The sequence below is a fragment of the Candidatus Phytoplasma melaleucae genome (assembly GCF_030588185.1).
In the GTDB taxonomy this organism is placed as follows: domain Bacteria; phylum Bacillota_I; class Bacilli_A; order Acholeplasmatales; family Acholeplasmataceae; genus Phytoplasma; species Phytoplasma melaleucae.
This window is the reverse complement of record NZ_JAOSID010000001.1, coordinates 1-18077: the sequence shown is the minus strand read 5'-3', so window position 1 is coordinate 18077 and position 18077 is coordinate 1. Positions and strand designations below refer to the sequence as shown.

Here is an 18077-nt window from a genome sequence, read left to right as displayed (position 1 = left end):
ACTATGAAAAAAAAAGTAATTATTGGGTTGTCGGGGGGCGTTGATAGTAGTGTAGCTGCTTTGATTTTACAAAAACATAATTATGAAGTTGAAGGTATTTTCATGCGTAATTGGGATAGTAGTTTAAATTATGATATTCAAGGTAATCCTTATATTAATAATAATATTTGCCCTCAAGCACAGGATTTTCAGGATGCTCTTAAAATCGCTCAACAATTAAATATAAAATGTCATCAAGTAGATTTTTCTCATGAGTATTGGACCCAAGTCTTTACTTCTTTTCTAAAATTTTTAAGCAAAAATTTGACTCCTAATCCAGATGTTTTATGTAATAATCATATTAAATTTTTAACTTTTATTAAATATGCTGAACAGTTTCAACCAGATTATATTGCTATGGGTCATTATGCTAAAGTTACTTTAAAAAACAAACGTAATATTTTGACTAAAGCTTTAGATGTTTCTAAAGACCAAACCTATTTTCTTTCTCAGTTGCAACACAAACAACTAAATAAAATTATTTTTCCTCTGGGTAATTTAACTAAAAACCAAGTAAGAAAAATAGCTGTTCAAGAATCTTTAGTTACTGCTCACAAAAAAGATTCTACTGGCATTTGTTTTATTGGAGAAAGAAAATTCTCATCTTTTTTACAAAATTATCTCCCTATTAAAAAAGGGGTTATTAAAAATATCAATAACGATGAAGTTTTAAAACAACATCAAGGAGTTATTTATTATACAATTGGGCAGAGAAAAGGTTTAAATTTAGGAGATATAAATAATAATTCATTACCTTGGTTCGTAGTAGGTAAAAATTTAAAAACTAATACACTTTATGTGGACCAAAATCATAATAGTCCTTATTTATATAGCGATTCTGCTTTGGTCATTAATGTGGTTTGGAGATCTTATAAGAATTTCAATAATTGTGGTAGAATGAAATTGAAAGCTAAATTTCGTTATCGTCAACCAGATCAAGATGTAGAAATTGATTGGATCAATAAAAAAGTTTTGAAAGTTTATTACCCAAAAACTATTAAATCAGTTACTCCTGGACAAGTTTGTGCTTTTTATTATAATGAGTTTTGTTTAGGTGCAGGAATGATTAAAGAAGTTTATTATCAAAACCAAAAGCGTTTGTATACTTAGTATTTTATTGAATAAAATTTTAACTATTAAAGAAATTTATATAAACTATTATTCTATATTAATTCTTTGTAATTCATGTTATTTTCTATCTCAATTAGATATTTTCAATTAGGTATTATTTGAGAATATATTAGGCAAAAACAATAAGTAGCGAAATGAGCATTAATTTTTTTATTTAGGACGAATGTTTTACAAGTGGAAATTAAGCAAATATACTAACATAACAATTCAATAAGATTTGTTGGATTTTTTAGTTACTAATAGAAAATTTAAATTATTTGTTTTAAAAATCTTAAGTTTAATAATCATAAGCATTATTTGTTTAACTAGTCTGTTTTTAAAATATTAGATAAAAAAGCAAAAGTTTCTGTTTTGCGTACAAGCTAAATTTAGATTCCATTTATAAATACATATAAAGGATTTTAACCAAAATGATAGTGAAAAAGATCAAAGGTACTCATGATTTTATTTTCGATGAGGTAAATAAGTGGCAATATATAGAAACTAAAATAAAAACTATTCTAGATCGATATAATTTTCAAGAAATACGAACTCCTATTATAGAATATAACGAAGTTTTTTACCGAGCTACTCCTTATGTTGAAACTGTTTTAAAAGAAACTTATCAATTTAAAGATAAAAAAGAAAGAATAATTGTTTTAAGGCCAGAAGGCACAGCAGCTGTTATTAGAAGTTATATAGAAAATAATCTTTTTAAAATTCCTCATTTTTATAAATTTTATTATTATGGCCCATTTTTTCGTTATGAAAGACCACAATACGGAAGATATCGACAATTCCATCAATTGGGAGCGGAGATTATAGGAATTACGAATTACTTATCAGAGGCAGAAATTATTATTTTATCCTATGATATTTTATCAACATTAGGGTTAAAAAAAGCTAAAATCAAGATTAATACATTAGGTGATTTAGCCACTCGTCAATCTTTTTTAGTTATCTTTAAAAATTATGTCCAACAATATCAAAAAGACTTGTGTGTTTTATGTATAAAAAGAATGCAGTGTAATTTATTAAGAATTTTTGATTGTAAAATATGTCGTCATAGACAATTTCTACAAAAAGCACCTGTTATTTTAGATCATTTAACCCCTGCATCAAAAAAGAAGTTTAACCAAATATTATCTATTTTACAACAAGCTCAAGTTAATTTGGAAATTGATCCATTTTTAGTAAGAGGTTTAGATTATTATACTGATACAGTATTTGAGATAACTACCACATTAAAAAAAAATCAAAATGAACTAGTTTTAGGAGGAGGCGGTAATTACAACGAATTAACAAAACTTTTTGGTGGTTCTGCAACAAATTGTATGGGATTTGCCTTAGGAATGGAACGTTTAATAATTGCCCTTCAAGATAATAATCTTTTGGATCATATTGTTGTAAACAATCTAGATGTTTATATGTTAGTTTTAGATGAGGCATTATTGTTGCAATCTTTCTGGTTAATGAAGAAATTAAGACAAAATGATATTAAAATAGAAATGAATTATAAATTAAGTAATTTTGCTAACTACCTTAAAAAAGCTTTAAAAACAAATCCTAAGTATCTTATTTTTATAGGCCAAAAAGAAATTCAAAATAACAAAATAACAGTTAAAAAGGTTTCTAGTAGAGATGTTTATATTTTAGAGACTGAAAAAGTTGTTGATTTTTTCAAAAAGGAATTGTGTAAATGAAAATTAAATACAGTTATTCTAATAACGATATTACTATTTTACAAAAAGGAGAACAAGTTTATTTAAAAGGATGGATAGCTAGGAAAAGAAATTTAGGTAATAAAATTTTTTTAATTTTAAGAGATGTTTCAGGAGTAGTGCAATTAATAGTAGATCATCGTCATAAACAGTACAAACAAATCGCTTCAGTTACCATAGAAACTGTTGTTGATGTTAAGGGGTTAGTTATTGAAAGAATTAGTAAAAACAGCAGTTTAAAAACCGGGGACATTGAAATTGCCATAGAAGAATGGAATGTTTTAGCCGAAGCACAACCATTACCTTTGAATATTGCAATTGAAGGAAAAAACGAAAGCACAGAAGAACATAAGTTAAAGTATCGTTATTTAGATTTACGAAGAGAAAACCAGAAGAATTATCTAATTCAAAGACATCATATTACTCAAAATATTAGAAATACCCTTTTACAAAATAATTTTTTTGAATTAGAAACTCCTTTACTAGCTAAATCTACTCCAGAAGGCGCTCGAGATTATTTAGTGCCATCGCGCATTTATCCTAATCGTTTCTATGCTTTACCTCAATCCCCTCAAATTTTTAAACAATTATACATGGTGGCCGGATTCGAAAGGTACTTCCAAATAGCTCGTTGTTTTAGAGATGAAGATCTAAGATCTAATAGACAACCAGAATTTACTCAAATTGATATTGAAACATCTTTTTTTTCTCAAAAAGAAATTATGAGTTTAACCGAAGAAATTATGATTAATTTATTCAAACAATTTTTAAAAACAAAAATTAAATCACCTTTTCTCACAATAACTTATGAAAAAGCTATGAAAAAATATGGTTCAGATAAACCAGATTTAAGATTTGGCTTGTTCATTGAAGATTTAACATGTAATTTTCATACCCAATATTTAGGGAATAATAGTAATTTTGTAGTTATTCAAGGGATTAAGATTAATACTCTAGATACTTCTTATGAACTTACATCTAGCCAAATATCAAAATATCAACATCTAATTAAAACACAATGTAAATTAGACTTACATTTTTTACGCAAACAAAATTATGTTTTAAAAGGTAAGTTTAGCTCTTACATAAAAAAAGTCTCTTTTTTGGCAGAAGGAGAGTGTTGCTTTTTTATTATAGATAATCTAAAACAGGAAGGCTTACAAAATAATTGTTTGAAAAGTTTAGGTTTTTTAAGGACAAGATTAGGTTATGACTTAAATTTAATTGATTTTAAGCAAGAGTCTTTGTTATGGATAATTGATTTCCCCTTATTGGAATTTAAAGCTGACGAAAAAAGATATTATGCTGTGCATAACCCTTTTACGGCCCCTTGTAACATAGATATGTTTCTTGCTAATCCTCAACAAGCTAAAGCAAATGCTTATGATTTGGTTTGGAATGGTTATGAAATTGGAGGAGGTTCATTAAGAAATCATACATACTATACCCAAAAATTGATGTTTGAAAGATTAGGTTTTTCCTCAGATGAAATGCAAAAACAGTTTGGTTTTTTATTAGAAGCCTTAAAATATGGGACACCACCGCATGGTGGTATTGCTTTAGGATTAGATCGTATAACTATGCTTTTAACTAAAACTCATGACATTAAAGATGTTATTGCTTTTCCAAAAACTCAAAGTGCTCAAGACTTAATGTTAGCAATACCAAGCACCGTGGATAAATCACAACTGGATATTCTAAAACTAAAACCGATCAAAAAAAGCAAAAAGAACGATTAATAATGATAAATTTATTAGTTAAATTAAATCCGAAACACAAATATATTATTTCTGTAAGCGGCGGCGTTGATTCAATGGTTTTATTAGATTATTTATATCATCGGAAATTTTTCTTAATTGTAGTACATTTTAATCACTTAAAACGGCAAGAATCTATTCAAGATAAAATTTTGATCCAAGAATATTGCGCAAATAAAAAAATCCCTTTCCATTATGTTGAATTAAATATTTCTACTAAAAATTTTCAAAGCGAAGCTAGTTTATTACGTAAAATTAAATTAAAAGAAATAGCTACAAAATACAAAACTAATTATATATTAACAGCTCATCATTTAGATGATTTAGCTGAGACTATTTTTTTAAAGGTTTTAAGAGGCAGTTCTTTATCAGGATATAGCGGTATGCAAGATATTTATTGTATAAAAGATTTTCTTTTTATGAAACCTTTTTTATATACTAATAAAACACAGATTAGAGCTTATGCTAATAAAAATCAAATTCCTTTTTTAGAAGATTCCACTAATCAATCAGATCGATATACCCGTAATAAAATAAGGAATTATATCATTCCTTTTTTTAAACAAGAAAACAATTTTTTAAAAAATATCAAAAAATTTCATTTACAAATATCAGAAATAAGCGCTTTCCTAAGGCAACAAACTTATTTATTCTTATCGCAACAAATAAATCCAAATATTTTAGATATAAAAATGTTCGTACAATTACATATTGCAGTTCAAAAAGATGTCATTCTTTATTTACTAGAACAAAACCAAATTAGTAAAAATTTTATTATAATAACTAATATTATTAAAGGTATTCATAATCATAACAAACCAAATATTATATGGAAGCTTAATAAACAGTGGAATTTAGTCAAAATATATAATCAATTGTTTTTTCAAATAAAACCACTATCGCCTTTACAGACGCAAGTAGAATCATCTTCTGAACCCGCATTATATTGGAGTGTTAGCGAAAACAAATATTTTAATTTTACACAAATAAGAATATATTTTGATGATGCCAAAATTTCATTTCCTTTAAAAATAAGAAAAAGACAACCAGGAGATATATTATATTTTGCTTTCGGCAAAAAAAAACTAAAAAAATTTTTCATTGATAAAAAAATTGCCTTATTTAAAAGAAACCAATTATGGCTTGTAACAGACCAAAACAATCAAATTATATGGATCCCTCATTTATATATTAATAAAACTTTGGGAGATCGAAATATTCTTTTTCTCGGACTGCAAAATGTTTGATGCTTAACTAAATACATTATAAATATTTTTATAATTTTTTTTGAGAACTTACAATATAAAACTTATATGATAGATCTAGTTTGTTCAAAAGATTTCGCTTATAATAAAGTGAGCAAGACTACAAGAGAGTTTTATTATCAAATAATTATAAAAATAACCCTTTAAAAAGGATTTAATTTATGTTGATGATTAATTATTTATGGAATCAATTTAAAATTTTTGGTGTTTTTGCAGCAGGTTGTTTTTCTGGTGTTGTTTTATGTTTACTAGGTTATTTATTTTTAGTTGTTAAAAATTTTAATAAAAGTTTTAAAATTGCGTTAAAAAAAAAGCATATTTCGATAGATGATAAAATTAATTCATTAATTAAACAACATCAAAATAACTTTCTAAATCAAATTCATCACAAAAAAGATGATTATATATTAGTATTATTTGACGAAGCATGCCGATTAACTTTGAATATTGCTTCTAATTATCATAGTAGTTCACCGTTCCCTCATTTAGAATTAACCCTTGGCGAAACTTTATCATTGGTAGAATATCTTCATAAAAGAATTGATGGATTATTTAAAAATAAAGTTTTATGTATTTTTAAAAAAATGTCTTTAAGACAGATTTTTACATTAAAACAAAAATTAATAGATAAAAAATATATTCAAAAAATGAAAAAAACTAATAAATTATTTAATGTGGTTAGTGGTTCTTTAAATTTGATTAATCCTTTTCATTGGATAAAAAAAATTTTTTTTCATCATATTTATAATATGTTATTTGAAAAAATAGGAATAGCTATTCTTTTGATTTTAGGAGAAGAAGTTTATCAAATTTATAGTAAAAAGATATTTACATCGGATCAAAATTTAGAATCTTATTTAAATGAATTACGCGAAGCAATAAATAAACAAAATAATATAGATAATAAAGATAATAAAGATAATAAAGATAATAAAGATAATAATTAACAAAATAAATGATAAATGATGGTTATTTAATGATGGATTGTATTAAATGGTTTCCAGATCATATGAAAGAAACTTTAAAACAAATTCAAAATAATTTAAAATTAGTTGATTTAATATTAATTGTTTTAGACGCTCGTATTCCTTTTTCAAGTATGAATTTTGAACTCTTAAAAGTATTAAATAACAAATCTGTTTTACTTTTATTAAATAAAGTTTCTTTAGCAGATATGAAAAAAATTTGTATTTTTACGAATTTTATGCGGCAAAAACAAATACCTACTTTGCCGATAGATGCTAAACATAAAAATAATATCGATAAAATTTATCCTTATATTAGGCAAATATTGAAACTAAAAAATCCCAATTTTAATAAATTAACGTTAAAATTGATGATTGTCGGAGTTCCTAATGTTGGTAAATCTACTTTGATCAATTGTCTGTCACGTAGAAAAGTTGTTAAAACAGCTAATATACCAGGAATAACTAAAAGATTACAATGGATAAATTTAAATAATAAAATAAGGTTATTAGATACTCCTGGTGTATTAAATTATAAGTTAAATACTCCCGAAATGAGCTATGCTTTAGCTATTTGCGGTTGCATTAAATCTACTTTATTCTTAAAAGAACCTATAATTAATTATAGTTTGACATATTTAAAAAAACATTATTATCAAAATTTAAAAAAATGTTTTCAATTGACAGATGAAGATTTGCAAGGCGATAATTTGTTAAATGTTATAAAGAAGAAGAATAGATATCTATCTAAAAATAATGTTCCAGATGAAAATAAAGTTTTAGATATGATTTTACATAAAATATCTAACAAAGAAATAGATAAAGTTAATTTTGATTTGGATTTATCTTTATGATGATGTTATCATTGAATTAATATTTAATAAAACATACAAATAATCAGATCTTTTTTTCAGAAAGGATAACGTGTTAGCAATGAAATTGCAAGTTATTATTGTGGAATCTCCTTCTAAAGCCAAAACAATTAGTCATTATTTTAATAACCAAGTATCAGTTTTATTTTCGAAAGGTCATATTAGAAATTTATCTTTACAAGGCGAAGATCGTTTAGGAATTAATATTCACAAAGATTTTGCACCTGATTATTGTATTATTCCTCGGCAAAAAAAAATAGTTGAAGATTTAATAAGAAAAACTCGTGGAAAAAACGTTTTTTTAGCTACTGACCCAGATAGAGAAGGAGAAGCAATAGCTTGGCATTTAGCCCAAATATTAAACTTAAAAAAAACAGATAGAAATAGAATTTTTTTTACTGAAGTGACCAGAGATGTAGTTTTACAAGCTTTTCAAAACCCTGTTACTATAAATGAATTTTTAGTGCACTCTCAAGAAACTCGTATGATATTAGATAAAATTATTGGTTTTAAATTATCTCATTTAGTGCAAAGAATAAAATCTAAATCAGCTGGTAGAGTTCAATCTGTAGCTCTAAAATTAATTGCTGAGAGAGAAGAAGAACGTAAAAATTTCGTTACCGAAGAGTATCATTTAATTAAAGCTATATTTCAACAATTTCAAGCTAATTTAGTAGTTAAACCTACAAATTATAAAATGAAGGAAATTGAATCTAAAAAAATTATTAACGAAATCAAGAATAAAAGTTTTTGGCTAAAAGAAGTAAAACAAACTCAAATAACTAAAACCCCTCCTCGACCTTTTATTACTGCCACTTTACAACAAGAAGCTTTTAAAAATATTTCTATGAGTGCTAAACAGACCATGATCGCAGCTCAAAAACTTTATGAAGGGGTAGCAATAAATGGAAAAATAACTGGCTTAATTACTTATATGAGAACTGATTCTTTTAGAATGTCTACAACTTTTGTCACTCAAGCTCAACAATGGATTCAACATAGATATGGCAAAAAATATTTACAGGATTACAAGCCGCATAGACAACAACAAATACAAAACGCACATGAAGCTATAAGAGTTACTGATTGTCAAAACACTCCACAAAGTTTAACTGCCTATTTAAATAAATATGAAATGTCTTTGTATAATATGATTTACCAAAGAACTTTAGCTAGTCTAATGTCGCCAGCATTTATTCATAAAACCAAACTCATTTTTCAGGTAGAAAAATATTTGTTTACTACAGAAGGCTACCGAGTAGTTTTTGATGGTTACTACAAACTATTAGAATATGACCCATTTAAAGAAATTTTGTTGCCTGCTTTAAAAATACATCAAGATTATTCGCCGCAAAGTGTTATTTCATACAAAAAATTTACTACTCCTCCCGCATATTTTAACGAAGCTTCTTTAGTAAAAACTCTAGAAAATTTAAAAATAGGTAGACCTTCTACTTATTCTAGTATTATCGAAACACTAAAAAAAAGATACTATATTCAAATAAAAGATAAAAAAATGATTTGTACAGAACAGGGAATGGTTACGAAAAAGATTTTAGATAATTTTTTTGCCTCTTTTGTTAATTTTGAATATACAGCTAAAATGGAGGCTCAATTAGATGCTATTGCTGGCGGTCATTTAGATAAATTATCTGTATTACGAAATTTTTATCATGATTTTATGAAACTTTTTATGGTAGCAGATAAACAAATAAAAATAGTTAAACCTATTTTAACAGACCAAAGATGTTCTTTGTGTGATGCTTTTTTAGTAGAACGCAAAGGCAAATACGGTTCTTTTTTAGGCTGTAGTGCTTTCCCTAAATGTAAAAACATTGTTTCTCTACAAAGTCAAAATGACTTAAAGGATAAGAAATAAAATTTTTTCTCGAGGAAAATATCTATGCTCAAAAAGAGAATAAGTTTTTTGCATAAAAAATTTCAAGAGAAACAAATTTAATTTATGATATTATTTGTTGTTGTCTCCAATTAATATAGAAATTTTAATTGGTTTATTCCGCAAATTAGAGTAAAAATAGGGAAAGAAAGGAATAATAGTTGTGTTTTTGAATTTTTTAATGAATTTTTTTAAACAAAAAAGAAAAAAAACTTCTTTTTTAGGTGTGCAAAAAGTTAAAAATAATTTTGCTAAATGGGCAACTAATATAAAAAATAAAAAATTTATTGATGTAAGTTGGTTAGACGAACTAGAAATTTTGTTAATTAAAGCAGATGTAGGCATCCAAACTACTAATGCTTTGATATCGCGTATCAAAATGACTATGAAAAAAAATAAAATTGATCAATCTACAGAATTATTAATTTTAATTAAACAAGAAATTTTATCTTTTTATCATGCGAATGATATATGTGAAAACATAAACGCAAAAAAAGAGATGTCTCATACTATTCAACAGACACCTAAAATATACTTATTTGTTGGGGTTAACGGCGTAGGTAAAACTACTACTATTGCTAAATTAGCTGCGCAACTGCAAAAAAAAGGTAAAAAAGTTCTTTTAGTTGCTGGTGATACTTTTCGAGCAGGGGCAATTGAACAATTAAAAGTTTGGGGTACACAAATTCAAAGTGAAGTTTTTTTTAATTATAACACGACTAACCCTTCTAGTCTTATTTTTAATGCCTTAAAATATGCCAAAAATAAAAGTTTTGATTTTATTCTATGCGATACTTCCGGAAGATTACAAAATAAAGTTAATTTAATGCAAGAACTAGAAAAAATCAAAAGAGTAATTACCAAACAAGATCCTCAAGCCCCGCATGAAACTTTTTTAATTTTAGATGCTATGATAGGACAAAATGGTTTAAATCAAATAGAATTATTTCAACAAAGAATAACTATAACGGGGGTTATTTTCACTAAGATAGATGGGGCAGCTCAAGGCGGGTTAATCTTATCAGTTAAATATCTCTACAATCTTGCTACAAAATATCTAGGTATAGGAGAAAACCCAGAAGATTTAATTGCCTTTGATATAAAAAATTATGTAAATAATTTATTTGATGATAGCGGCAAATATAATGCAGAAAATTTTACAAATGAATAAAGGAATAAGGGATAAAAGGAGAAAATAAATAAATGAGTTTTTTAAACCAAAATTTACAAAAAATAATCAATGTCATTCGAAGAAAAAAATATTTTAAAGAAAATGATTTAGAAGAAATCATGAAAGAAGTTCGATTGTCGTTTTTAGAATCTGATGTAGATTATGAAGTAATTACTGAATTTAATAAATTAATTTATCAAAAAATTTTAGGAAAACAAATACTAAAAGGATCAGCTCCACAAGAACAAATCATTCAGATTATCCAAAACACTTTAATAGAAATTTTAGGGCCGCGAGAAGAATCTCTTAGTTTAACCAAAAATAATTTAAATATTATTTTGTTGGTTGGTCTTCAAGGAAGCGGCAAAACAACAGTAGCTGGTAAATTATCTTTTTTAATTCATGGTAAGATGAAGAAAAAAGTTTTATTGATCGCTGCTGATCATTACAGACCAGGAGCTGTTCAGCAACTAGAAGAAATAGGTGATAAAATTAACATTCATGTTTTTTCTCACCCCAACGAAAAGATTTTACATGTTATTCATGGCGGGTTACAATATGCTCAAATGAATAATTTTGACATCGTAATTATCGATACAGCAGGATTCTCTTCTATAACAACAGAAGTTTTTGAACAAATCAAAAATATTAAAGAAAAAATCAAACCTGTAGAAACTTTAATTGTAGCAGATGTTCTTTTAGGACAGCAAGTGGCTCATACAGTTAAAAAAATTCATGAACAAATGACCGCTACGGGAGTTATTATGACTAAAATGGATGCTGATATTAAAGGAGGTTCTATTTTATCAATTAAACATATTACTAAACTACCTATTAAATTTATTTCTTCATCTGAAAAACCTAATGATGATAATTTTGAATTGTTTTATCCTGAACGCATAGTATCTCGAATTTTAGGGATGGGAGATATTTTAACTTTAATGGAAAATATCGAAGATAAAATAAATTCACAACAAAAAGAAAAACTTATAGATAGACTTTTGCAAGAGGATTATAATTATTATGATTTCCAAAAACAATTAAATATGTTAAAAAAATTTGGTTCTCTAAAAAGAATGCTAAATTTTATTCCTGGAATAAATTCTCAAATACAGAATATGCCTTTGGTAGAAGATAATATTGTCAATAAACTTGAATCAATTATTAATAGTATGACTATAGAAGAAAAACTAGATCCTCAATTGATTAAATTTAATAATCGTAGAAGAACAAGAATTATGAAAGGTTCTGGGACTACTTTCAAAGAAATTACTTATTTGATAGATTTCCTTGAAAAGCAGAAAAAGATAGCTAAAAATATTAAGAATTTAGATTCTAATCTAGGAGATAATTCTAATTACCAAGATCTACTAAACAAGTTTATTAATCAAAAATAAAAATAGATGGACATGAAATTCTTTTATGTTAAATTTTAGAAGGGCAAAATTTAAGAGTGGAAAATTTGATCTTAGTTGATGGTAATGCATTAATTTTTAGGGCTTATTATGCTACTTTTTATAAACAAAATAAATTAAATCCAAACGCAAATGATTCAAATGAAAATTTGCGTGCATTGATGATTTTCATTAATATGTTTGAAAAAATTTTGGCTAAAACGCAAAAACATATTTTAGTCGCTTTTGATTCAAAACATAGAACCAAAAAACACGAAATATATCTAGATTATAAAAAAGGACGTGCCCCTACTCCTCCATCTCTAATCAAACAAATTAATTTAGCTAAAGAGTATCTAACGCTTTCAGGTATTAGATATCATTCTCAAGACGGTTACGAAGCTGATGATATTATTGCTACTATTGCTAAACAAGCTAGTATTAATAATATCATGACTTTTATTTATTCTAGTGATAAAGATTTTTTACAACTTATTGATAACAATATTACTGTTTGTTTAATTAAACAAGGGTTAACAAAAGTTATTTATTATGATCCTCAATTTTTATGGCATAAATATAATTTAAAACCATCACAAATCGTTGATTTTAAAAGTATGGTAGGGGATTCTTCAGATAATATTAAAGGCATTCCTACTATTGGCCCTAAAACTGCTACTAAATTGTTAAATCAATTCGAAAGTTTAGATAATCTTTTTAGAAATTTAGAAAAAATGCCAGATAAATTAAAAATAAAATTTATTGATTTTAAAGAAAAGTTATTTTTTAATCGTTTCTTAGTTCTATTAAATGAATTTGTTCCTTTATCTTTTGACTATGGGCGCAAAAGATGCCTTAATGTCGAGTAATTTAACCAATTACACGTATCATAATAATATACGACCACATATGTTTGATTTAAAAATCGAAAGAAATTTAGATTACAGCAAAACATAAAAGCGGTTTAAGTTTAAGATAAAGTTATCTTAGCTGATAATAATACGCAAGTGGAAAGAATAGTTATGGTGAAGCCTTGAAATAGGCCTAAGAAAAAAAGCAGAGTAATAAAGAACTTATAGAATAACATTAAACTTAAGTTTTCAAGTTAGTTAGTTAATCTGTAACTTGAGGGCGTTTATATATTTCATATAGTCGATATATAAAATTATTATCATGTTTTGTAACATGGCAAAAAAATTAACCTCAAACTCACCTAGCTGTAAAAGTTTTGTTTTATTGTAGAAACAGATGAAAAGCATAGGTTATTTCCCCTAAAACTGTTTTGGTAGATATTAAGAGTAACTTTGATCCTCCTAAACTTTTCTTAATTTTAAGAAAATTAAAACATATTTGATGAAAAGCAAGGAGAAAGCAACATCGTAGTAGTCGTCGGAAATTCAAAGTTTAAATTGGAATATTTAGATGTACTGACCGACCAAGGCGAATGGGAAAGCCATTCACAAGGCGAAAGAAAAAGAGTAATTTTACTTACTCAACCGCCGTATGCTTAGAAATTTGCTTGTACGGTGGTGTGGGGGGCTTACATGTAATGGACCGTTACAAATGGCACGAACACATTGATTCTATCCCGATATACAAACTAATATACAATCATTTAATCAACATTTACTAAGCGATTTCTTTAAAAAATATAATTTAAAAAATAAAAACAATCGTGCATGATTGTTTTTATTTTTGTTTATTCACGGGTTTGTTTTTAATCTCATGATTCAAATTCATAATATTTATAAGTATATTCATTGCCGTTTTTGGTTATTTTCTTAATTCTTTGATTTTCGTTATTATACTTATAAGTATATATAAGCTGATTTATTTTTTTATAAGTGCTATATTTAAAAAACAATTTTTTTTTAAAGCGAATAATACTATCATATAGTTTCTCGATTCTTTGTCCTTTATCGTTATATTTATAAATATACACAGATTTATAAAAATCAGGCTTACCATGCAAATTATGTTTTATTTTTCTAATTAACTGGCCTTTTCTATCGTATTGATACTCAAATTGAATTTGATTTTGATTATTTTTAATAGTAATTAATTGATCTTTATCATTGTATTCGTATAAATAAAAATTTTGTCGATTTGCTTCACTTAGAAAAAATTCGTTTTTGGTTTTTATTTTTTTTATAATTTGATTTTGGGCATTATATTCGTAGTAATAAATTTGATTATCTTGTTTATAAATTTTCCTTTGCAATAGTGCTTGTTGATTATAATCGTACATAACTTCTATTTTGCCTTCATCATCTAATCTAGCAACTGGTTTAAATTTAAAAATACTGGAAGTGTAAATATTTTTTGGGTTTTCATTATCATTTAATGATGATAATAATTGCCCTTTGCAATTAAATTTATTTCTTATTTCTGTAAATTGTTTTTTACTGCTATATGATGTTATTATTTCATAATAACTCTGAAGTAAAAATATACTAATTACGGCTAAACATATGAATAAAAAACTTTTCATAATCGCGTTCGGATTCATGTATAATATAATTTCTTCGCTTTCTAATGATTATTTGCTATTTATTTTTATTTTCAAAGTACAATTATAAATAATTATCTTTTGTACCACGCTATAAGTATACAAAATATACTTTCTTTATTTATAAAAATTATCTTAATTCCAAGATGCTTGTCTTTCAACTTTGTTTTTGTACATAAAATCAAATATTGGCAAGCATTATATAGTATTAGTTTTAGATCAATAATTAATTTGTAAGCGCCATATAAAATTATTTTTAGCCGTATTTTCATAAAATCTAAAATATTAGAAATATTAGGAGGAAAAAGATCATGTATTATTATGTTATAGGCACAGTTAAATCAATTAATAATAATATTATAATTATTGAAAACCATGATATCGGTTACGAAATTTATTTTTGCAATCCTTATATTTTTCAGCTAAATCAGAAAATCAAATTGTTTACCTATTATCATATCCAGGAAAATATACGTTCTTTATATGGTTTTGTTGATATTGAATCTCTTTTATTTTTTAAAAAATTAATTGCTCTTCCAGGCATAGGCCCTAAAAGTGCTATAGTAATGACTAATCCTGAATTTTGTTCTCAAGTTCAAAAAGCTATTCAAGATGATGATATATCTTTTTTAATACAATTTCCAGGAATTGGTAACAAAACTGCTCAACAAATTCTTTTTAGTTTAAAAAATAATTTGTTTATCACAGATAAAAATAAATTAACTTGTAAACAAAAAGATGTCAAAGAAGCCTTACTGAACTTAGGGTTTAAAAAACATACAATAGAAATGATTTTATATAAATTAGATTCTAACCAAAGTTTAGAATTAATGATTAAAGAAGCTTTATCGCTTTTAAATTTAAAAAAATAGGATTTATTTATATATGAATAAAAAAAATTTTATAAATCAAGAGATTAATAATAACAATAAAGATGAACAATTTTTAAGACCACAAACTTTAAACCAGTATACAGGACAAGAAAATATTAAACATCTTTTAAGTGTTAATATTAAAGCGTCGCAAAAAAGAAAAGAACCTTTGGATCATCTTTTATTCTATGGGCCTCCTGGGTTAGGTAAAACTACTTTAGCTAAAATCATAGCTAATGAATTAAAAGCTAATTTTAAAATTACAAGTGGGGCAATTATGGAAAAGATTGGGGATTTATCAGCTCTTCTAAGTAGTCTGCAACCTGGAGATATTTTGTTTATAGATGAGATTCATCGTCTCCCAAAAGCTATAGAAGAAGTTTTATACTCTGCTATGGAAGATTATGCTTTAGATATTATTATTGGCAAAGATAACGAAAGAAGAACTATTAGAATTGATTTAGCTCCATTTTCTTTAATTGGAGCTACAACTAAATTTGGCCAGATTTCTTTTCCTTTAAGAGATCGTTTTGGTCTTACTCTTAAACTAGATTATTACACAGAAGAAGAATTAAAATTAATTTTAGAAAGAATAGCATCTATTTATGGCAATATCTTTGAACAAAAAGCTTTGATCGAATTAGCTAAAAGAAGCAGAGGGACTCCTAGAATAGCTAATCGTTTATTTAGAAGAGTACGAGATTTTGCAGAAATTTATTCCAATAAAATCATTACTCATCAAATCACTTTAGAAACTTTAAAAAAGTTAAAAATAGATGATAACGGGTTAACTGAAACTGATTATAATTATTTAACTAATTTAGTTTATAAATTTAATGGTGGGCCTGTAGGTATTAAGAATATTGCAGCTACAATAGGAGAAGAAATATTTACGATTGAAGAGGTTTATGAACCTTATTTAATCAAAGAAGGATATGTTAAAAGAACTATTAAAGGTCGAATAGCTACTAGCTTGACTATAAGTCTTTTGCGCAAAAATAAAAAAAAAATTAATTGAATTATTTTTGGTTATTTGGCAAATTGGAACTTGATCAATTAACAAAAGTTAATTTTTAGTTATATAATGAAATTTATATAGTTATTTTAATTAAGTTATGATAAAATAGAAAAGTTTTATTTTAAATACCAAAAATATTTAAGTTTAAATTCGAATAAAGTTTTTGTGTAAATATGATTTTTAATAGTATCGAAACGGAAGCATCATAAATATAAAACTTTTTAATGCAACTTAATTTCCAGGCTAATAAAAAAATTATTTATAATCTATTTATAAACAAATAAATAGCATAAACATGACAAATATTTCCCATTATAACGAATAAATGCCAAATAAAATGATAATATTTTTTCTGTGAATTACAATAAAAGAAAACCCCTGTGCTGTAAAATACTCCTTCTAGTAACAACAAAAATAATATCGCTAAAGAATATTTCAAAGTATTTATTAAAAAAATACCACTCCAACCCAATATTAGATATAACAACAAATGTATTCGGTTACCTTTCTTAAAATAAAATATTTTGAAAAAAATACCTAAAAATACAACTATTGTTTGGATAATGAAAAAAAAGTCTCCCCAATTAATAATCTTTAAATACCAAATAGGGTGTTGTAGTTTCTGATTTAAAAATAAAAAAGGAATAAAACTACCCCAGATTAATAAATAGATACCGATGTGGTCTAGTTGGTTTAAAATGCGCTTATTTTTTGCAAAAGCTAAAGAGTGATATAAACAACTAAATAAGTAAAGAACCAACATACTTCCCGTAAATAACATTAAATATATTTTAGGAATGCTTTTAGATTGCAAAAAAATTCTTTTATATATAAAATAAATAATAATACTAAAAGGAATCATTAAACCATGTGAAATAGCGTTTGCAATCTCTTCGCCTGTTGTTTGAGTCTTACTTTTTTTTCTTGGCCATTGCATAATTTATTATTACCATATCCTTTTTTTATTTTTACACAATGTTTTTTATTTACTTGATAAGTTTTAATTAAAAAAGCATCTTTTTGTTATTAATTCCAATTATTAAGAATATCATTTTGGATTTTTTCATAGTCTGTTGATTTGAGTTTATGCATATTGTTCTTAAAAATAAAATCAACTTCTTGTAATTTATAACGAGGTATTATATGTATATGACAATGTGGTATTTTTTGTCCTGCTATTTCTCCGTTATTATTAAGCAAATTAAAACCTTTAGCTTTGAAAGTTTTCATTAAAACTTGGCTTATTCTATGAACTATTTGGAATAAATGGACAAAAACATTATTAGGTACGTCAATTATACTAGAATATTCTTGCTTGGTTATAACTAAAGTATGGCCTTTAGTAACTTGGGAAATATCTAAAAAAGCTATTACTAAGTTATCTTCGTATATAATATAACTTGGAATTTTTCTTTGGATAATATTGCTAAAAATAGTGGCCATATTATAAATTTCTCCTATATCATAAATTTCTAATTTAATTGTAC

Annotated in this window: 15 protein-coding genes; 12 read left to right on the top strand and 3 right to left on the bottom strand. The window is 25.7% G+C overall.

Going from position 1 to position 18077, the window contains the following annotated elements; all coding sequences use genetic code 11:
* The first annotated feature begins 3 nt into the window (after positions 1-3).
* The 10 genes from mnmA to OC680_RS00030 all read left to right on the top strand — a co-directional run bounded on the left by mnmA (position 4) and on the right by OC680_RS00030 (position 13060).
* Positions 4-1149: a tRNA 2-thiouridine(34) synthase MnmA gene (gene mnmA / locus OC680_RS00075; protein WP_304515085.1), complete on the top strand. Its 1146-nt coding sequence runs from the start codon at positions 4-6 to the stop codon at positions 1147-1149.
* Between the two features lie 431 nt (positions 1150-1580).
* On the top strand, positions 1581-2852 hold the full coding sequence (gene hisS / locus OC680_RS00070; RefSeq protein WP_304515084.1) for a histidine--tRNA ligase: 1272 nt from the start codon (positions 1581-1583) through the stop codon (positions 2850-2852).
* Entirely contained in the window at positions 2849-4609 is a 1761-nt protein-coding gene (gene aspS, locus OC680_RS00065) for an aspartate--tRNA ligase (RefSeq protein WP_304515083.1), read from the top strand. The genes hisS and aspS overlap by 4 nt, the downstream gene beginning before the upstream one ends.
* Positions 4610-4611: 2 nt before the next feature.
* Positions 4612-5874, top strand: coding sequence for a tRNA lysidine(34) synthetase TilS (gene tilS, locus OC680_RS00060; protein WP_304515082.1), 1263 nt, complete (start codon positions 4612-4614; stop codon positions 5872-5874).
* A gap of 179 nt (positions 5875-6053) precedes the next feature.
* Positions 6054-6839, top strand: coding sequence for a hypothetical protein (locus OC680_RS00055; protein ID WP_304515081.1), 786 nt, complete (start codon positions 6054-6056; stop codon positions 6837-6839).
* Positions 6840-6847: 8 nt separating this feature from the next.
* Positions 6848-7711 carry a ribosome biogenesis GTPase YlqF gene (ylqF, locus tag OC680_RS00050; protein ID WP_304515080.1) on the top strand — a complete coding sequence of 288 codons (864 nt, stop codon included), beginning with the start codon at positions 6848-6850 and terminating at the stop codon, positions 7709-7711.
* 79 nt (positions 7712-7790) lie between these two features.
* A complete protein-coding gene (topA, locus tag OC680_RS00045) occupies positions 7791-9608 on the top strand; it encodes a type I DNA topoisomerase (RefSeq protein ID WP_304515079.1) in 1818 nt (605 codons plus the stop codon).
* 181 nt (positions 9609-9789) lie between these two features.
* Entirely contained in the window at positions 9790-10797 is a 1008-nt protein-coding gene (ftsY, locus tag OC680_RS00040; RefSeq protein WP_420887956.1) for a signal recognition particle-docking protein FtsY, read from the top strand.
* 32 nt (positions 10798-10829) lie between these two features.
* On the top strand, positions 10830-12194 hold the full coding sequence (locus OC680_RS00035) for a signal recognition particle receptor subunit alpha (protein WP_304515077.1): 1365 nt from the start codon (positions 10830-10832) through the stop codon (positions 12192-12194).
* 56 nt (positions 12195-12250) lie between these two features.
* Complete coding sequence (locus OC680_RS00030) at positions 12251-13060, top strand: 5'-3' exonuclease (protein WP_304515076.1); 810 nt, start codon at positions 12251-12253, stop codon at positions 13058-13060.
* A gap of 854 nt (positions 13061-13914) precedes the next feature.
* Here the strand turns inward: OC680_RS00030 and OC680_RS00025 are convergent.
* Entirely contained in the window at positions 13915-14700 is a 786-nt protein-coding gene (locus OC680_RS00025) for an RHS repeat domain-containing protein (protein ID WP_304515075.1), read from the bottom strand.
* A 311-nt stretch (positions 14701-15011) separates the two neighbouring features.
* On the opposite strand from OC680_RS00025, the gene ruvA reads away from it, so the two are divergent.
* Positions 15012-15572, top strand: a complete 561-nt coding sequence (gene ruvA, locus OC680_RS00020) for a Holliday junction branch migration protein RuvA (RefSeq protein WP_304515074.1) — start codon at positions 15012-15014, stop codon at positions 15570-15572.
* A 13-nt stretch (positions 15573-15585) separates the two neighbouring features.
* The gene (ruvB, locus tag OC680_RS00015) at positions 15586-16590 is read left to right on the top strand and encodes a Holliday junction branch migration DNA helicase RuvB (RefSeq protein WP_304515073.1); all 1005 of its coding nucleotides are present in this window, start codon (positions 15586-15588) and stop codon (positions 16588-16590) included.
* A 259-nt stretch (positions 16591-16849) separates the two neighbouring features.
* On the opposite strand, the gene trhA is transcribed toward ruvB, so the two are convergent.
* Together trhA and OC680_RS00005 are read right to left on the bottom strand one after the other, a co-directional pair.
* The gene (trhA, locus tag OC680_RS00010; protein ID WP_304515072.1) at positions 16850-17527 is read right to left on the bottom strand and encodes a PAQR family membrane homeostasis protein TrhA; all 678 of its coding nucleotides are present in this window, start codon (positions 17525-17527) and stop codon (positions 16850-16852) included.
* An 89-nt stretch (positions 17528-17616) separates the two neighbouring features.
* The coding region (locus OC680_RS00005) for an HIT family protein (protein WP_320411966.1) at positions 17617-18077 on the bottom strand (461 nt) is incomplete at its 5' end.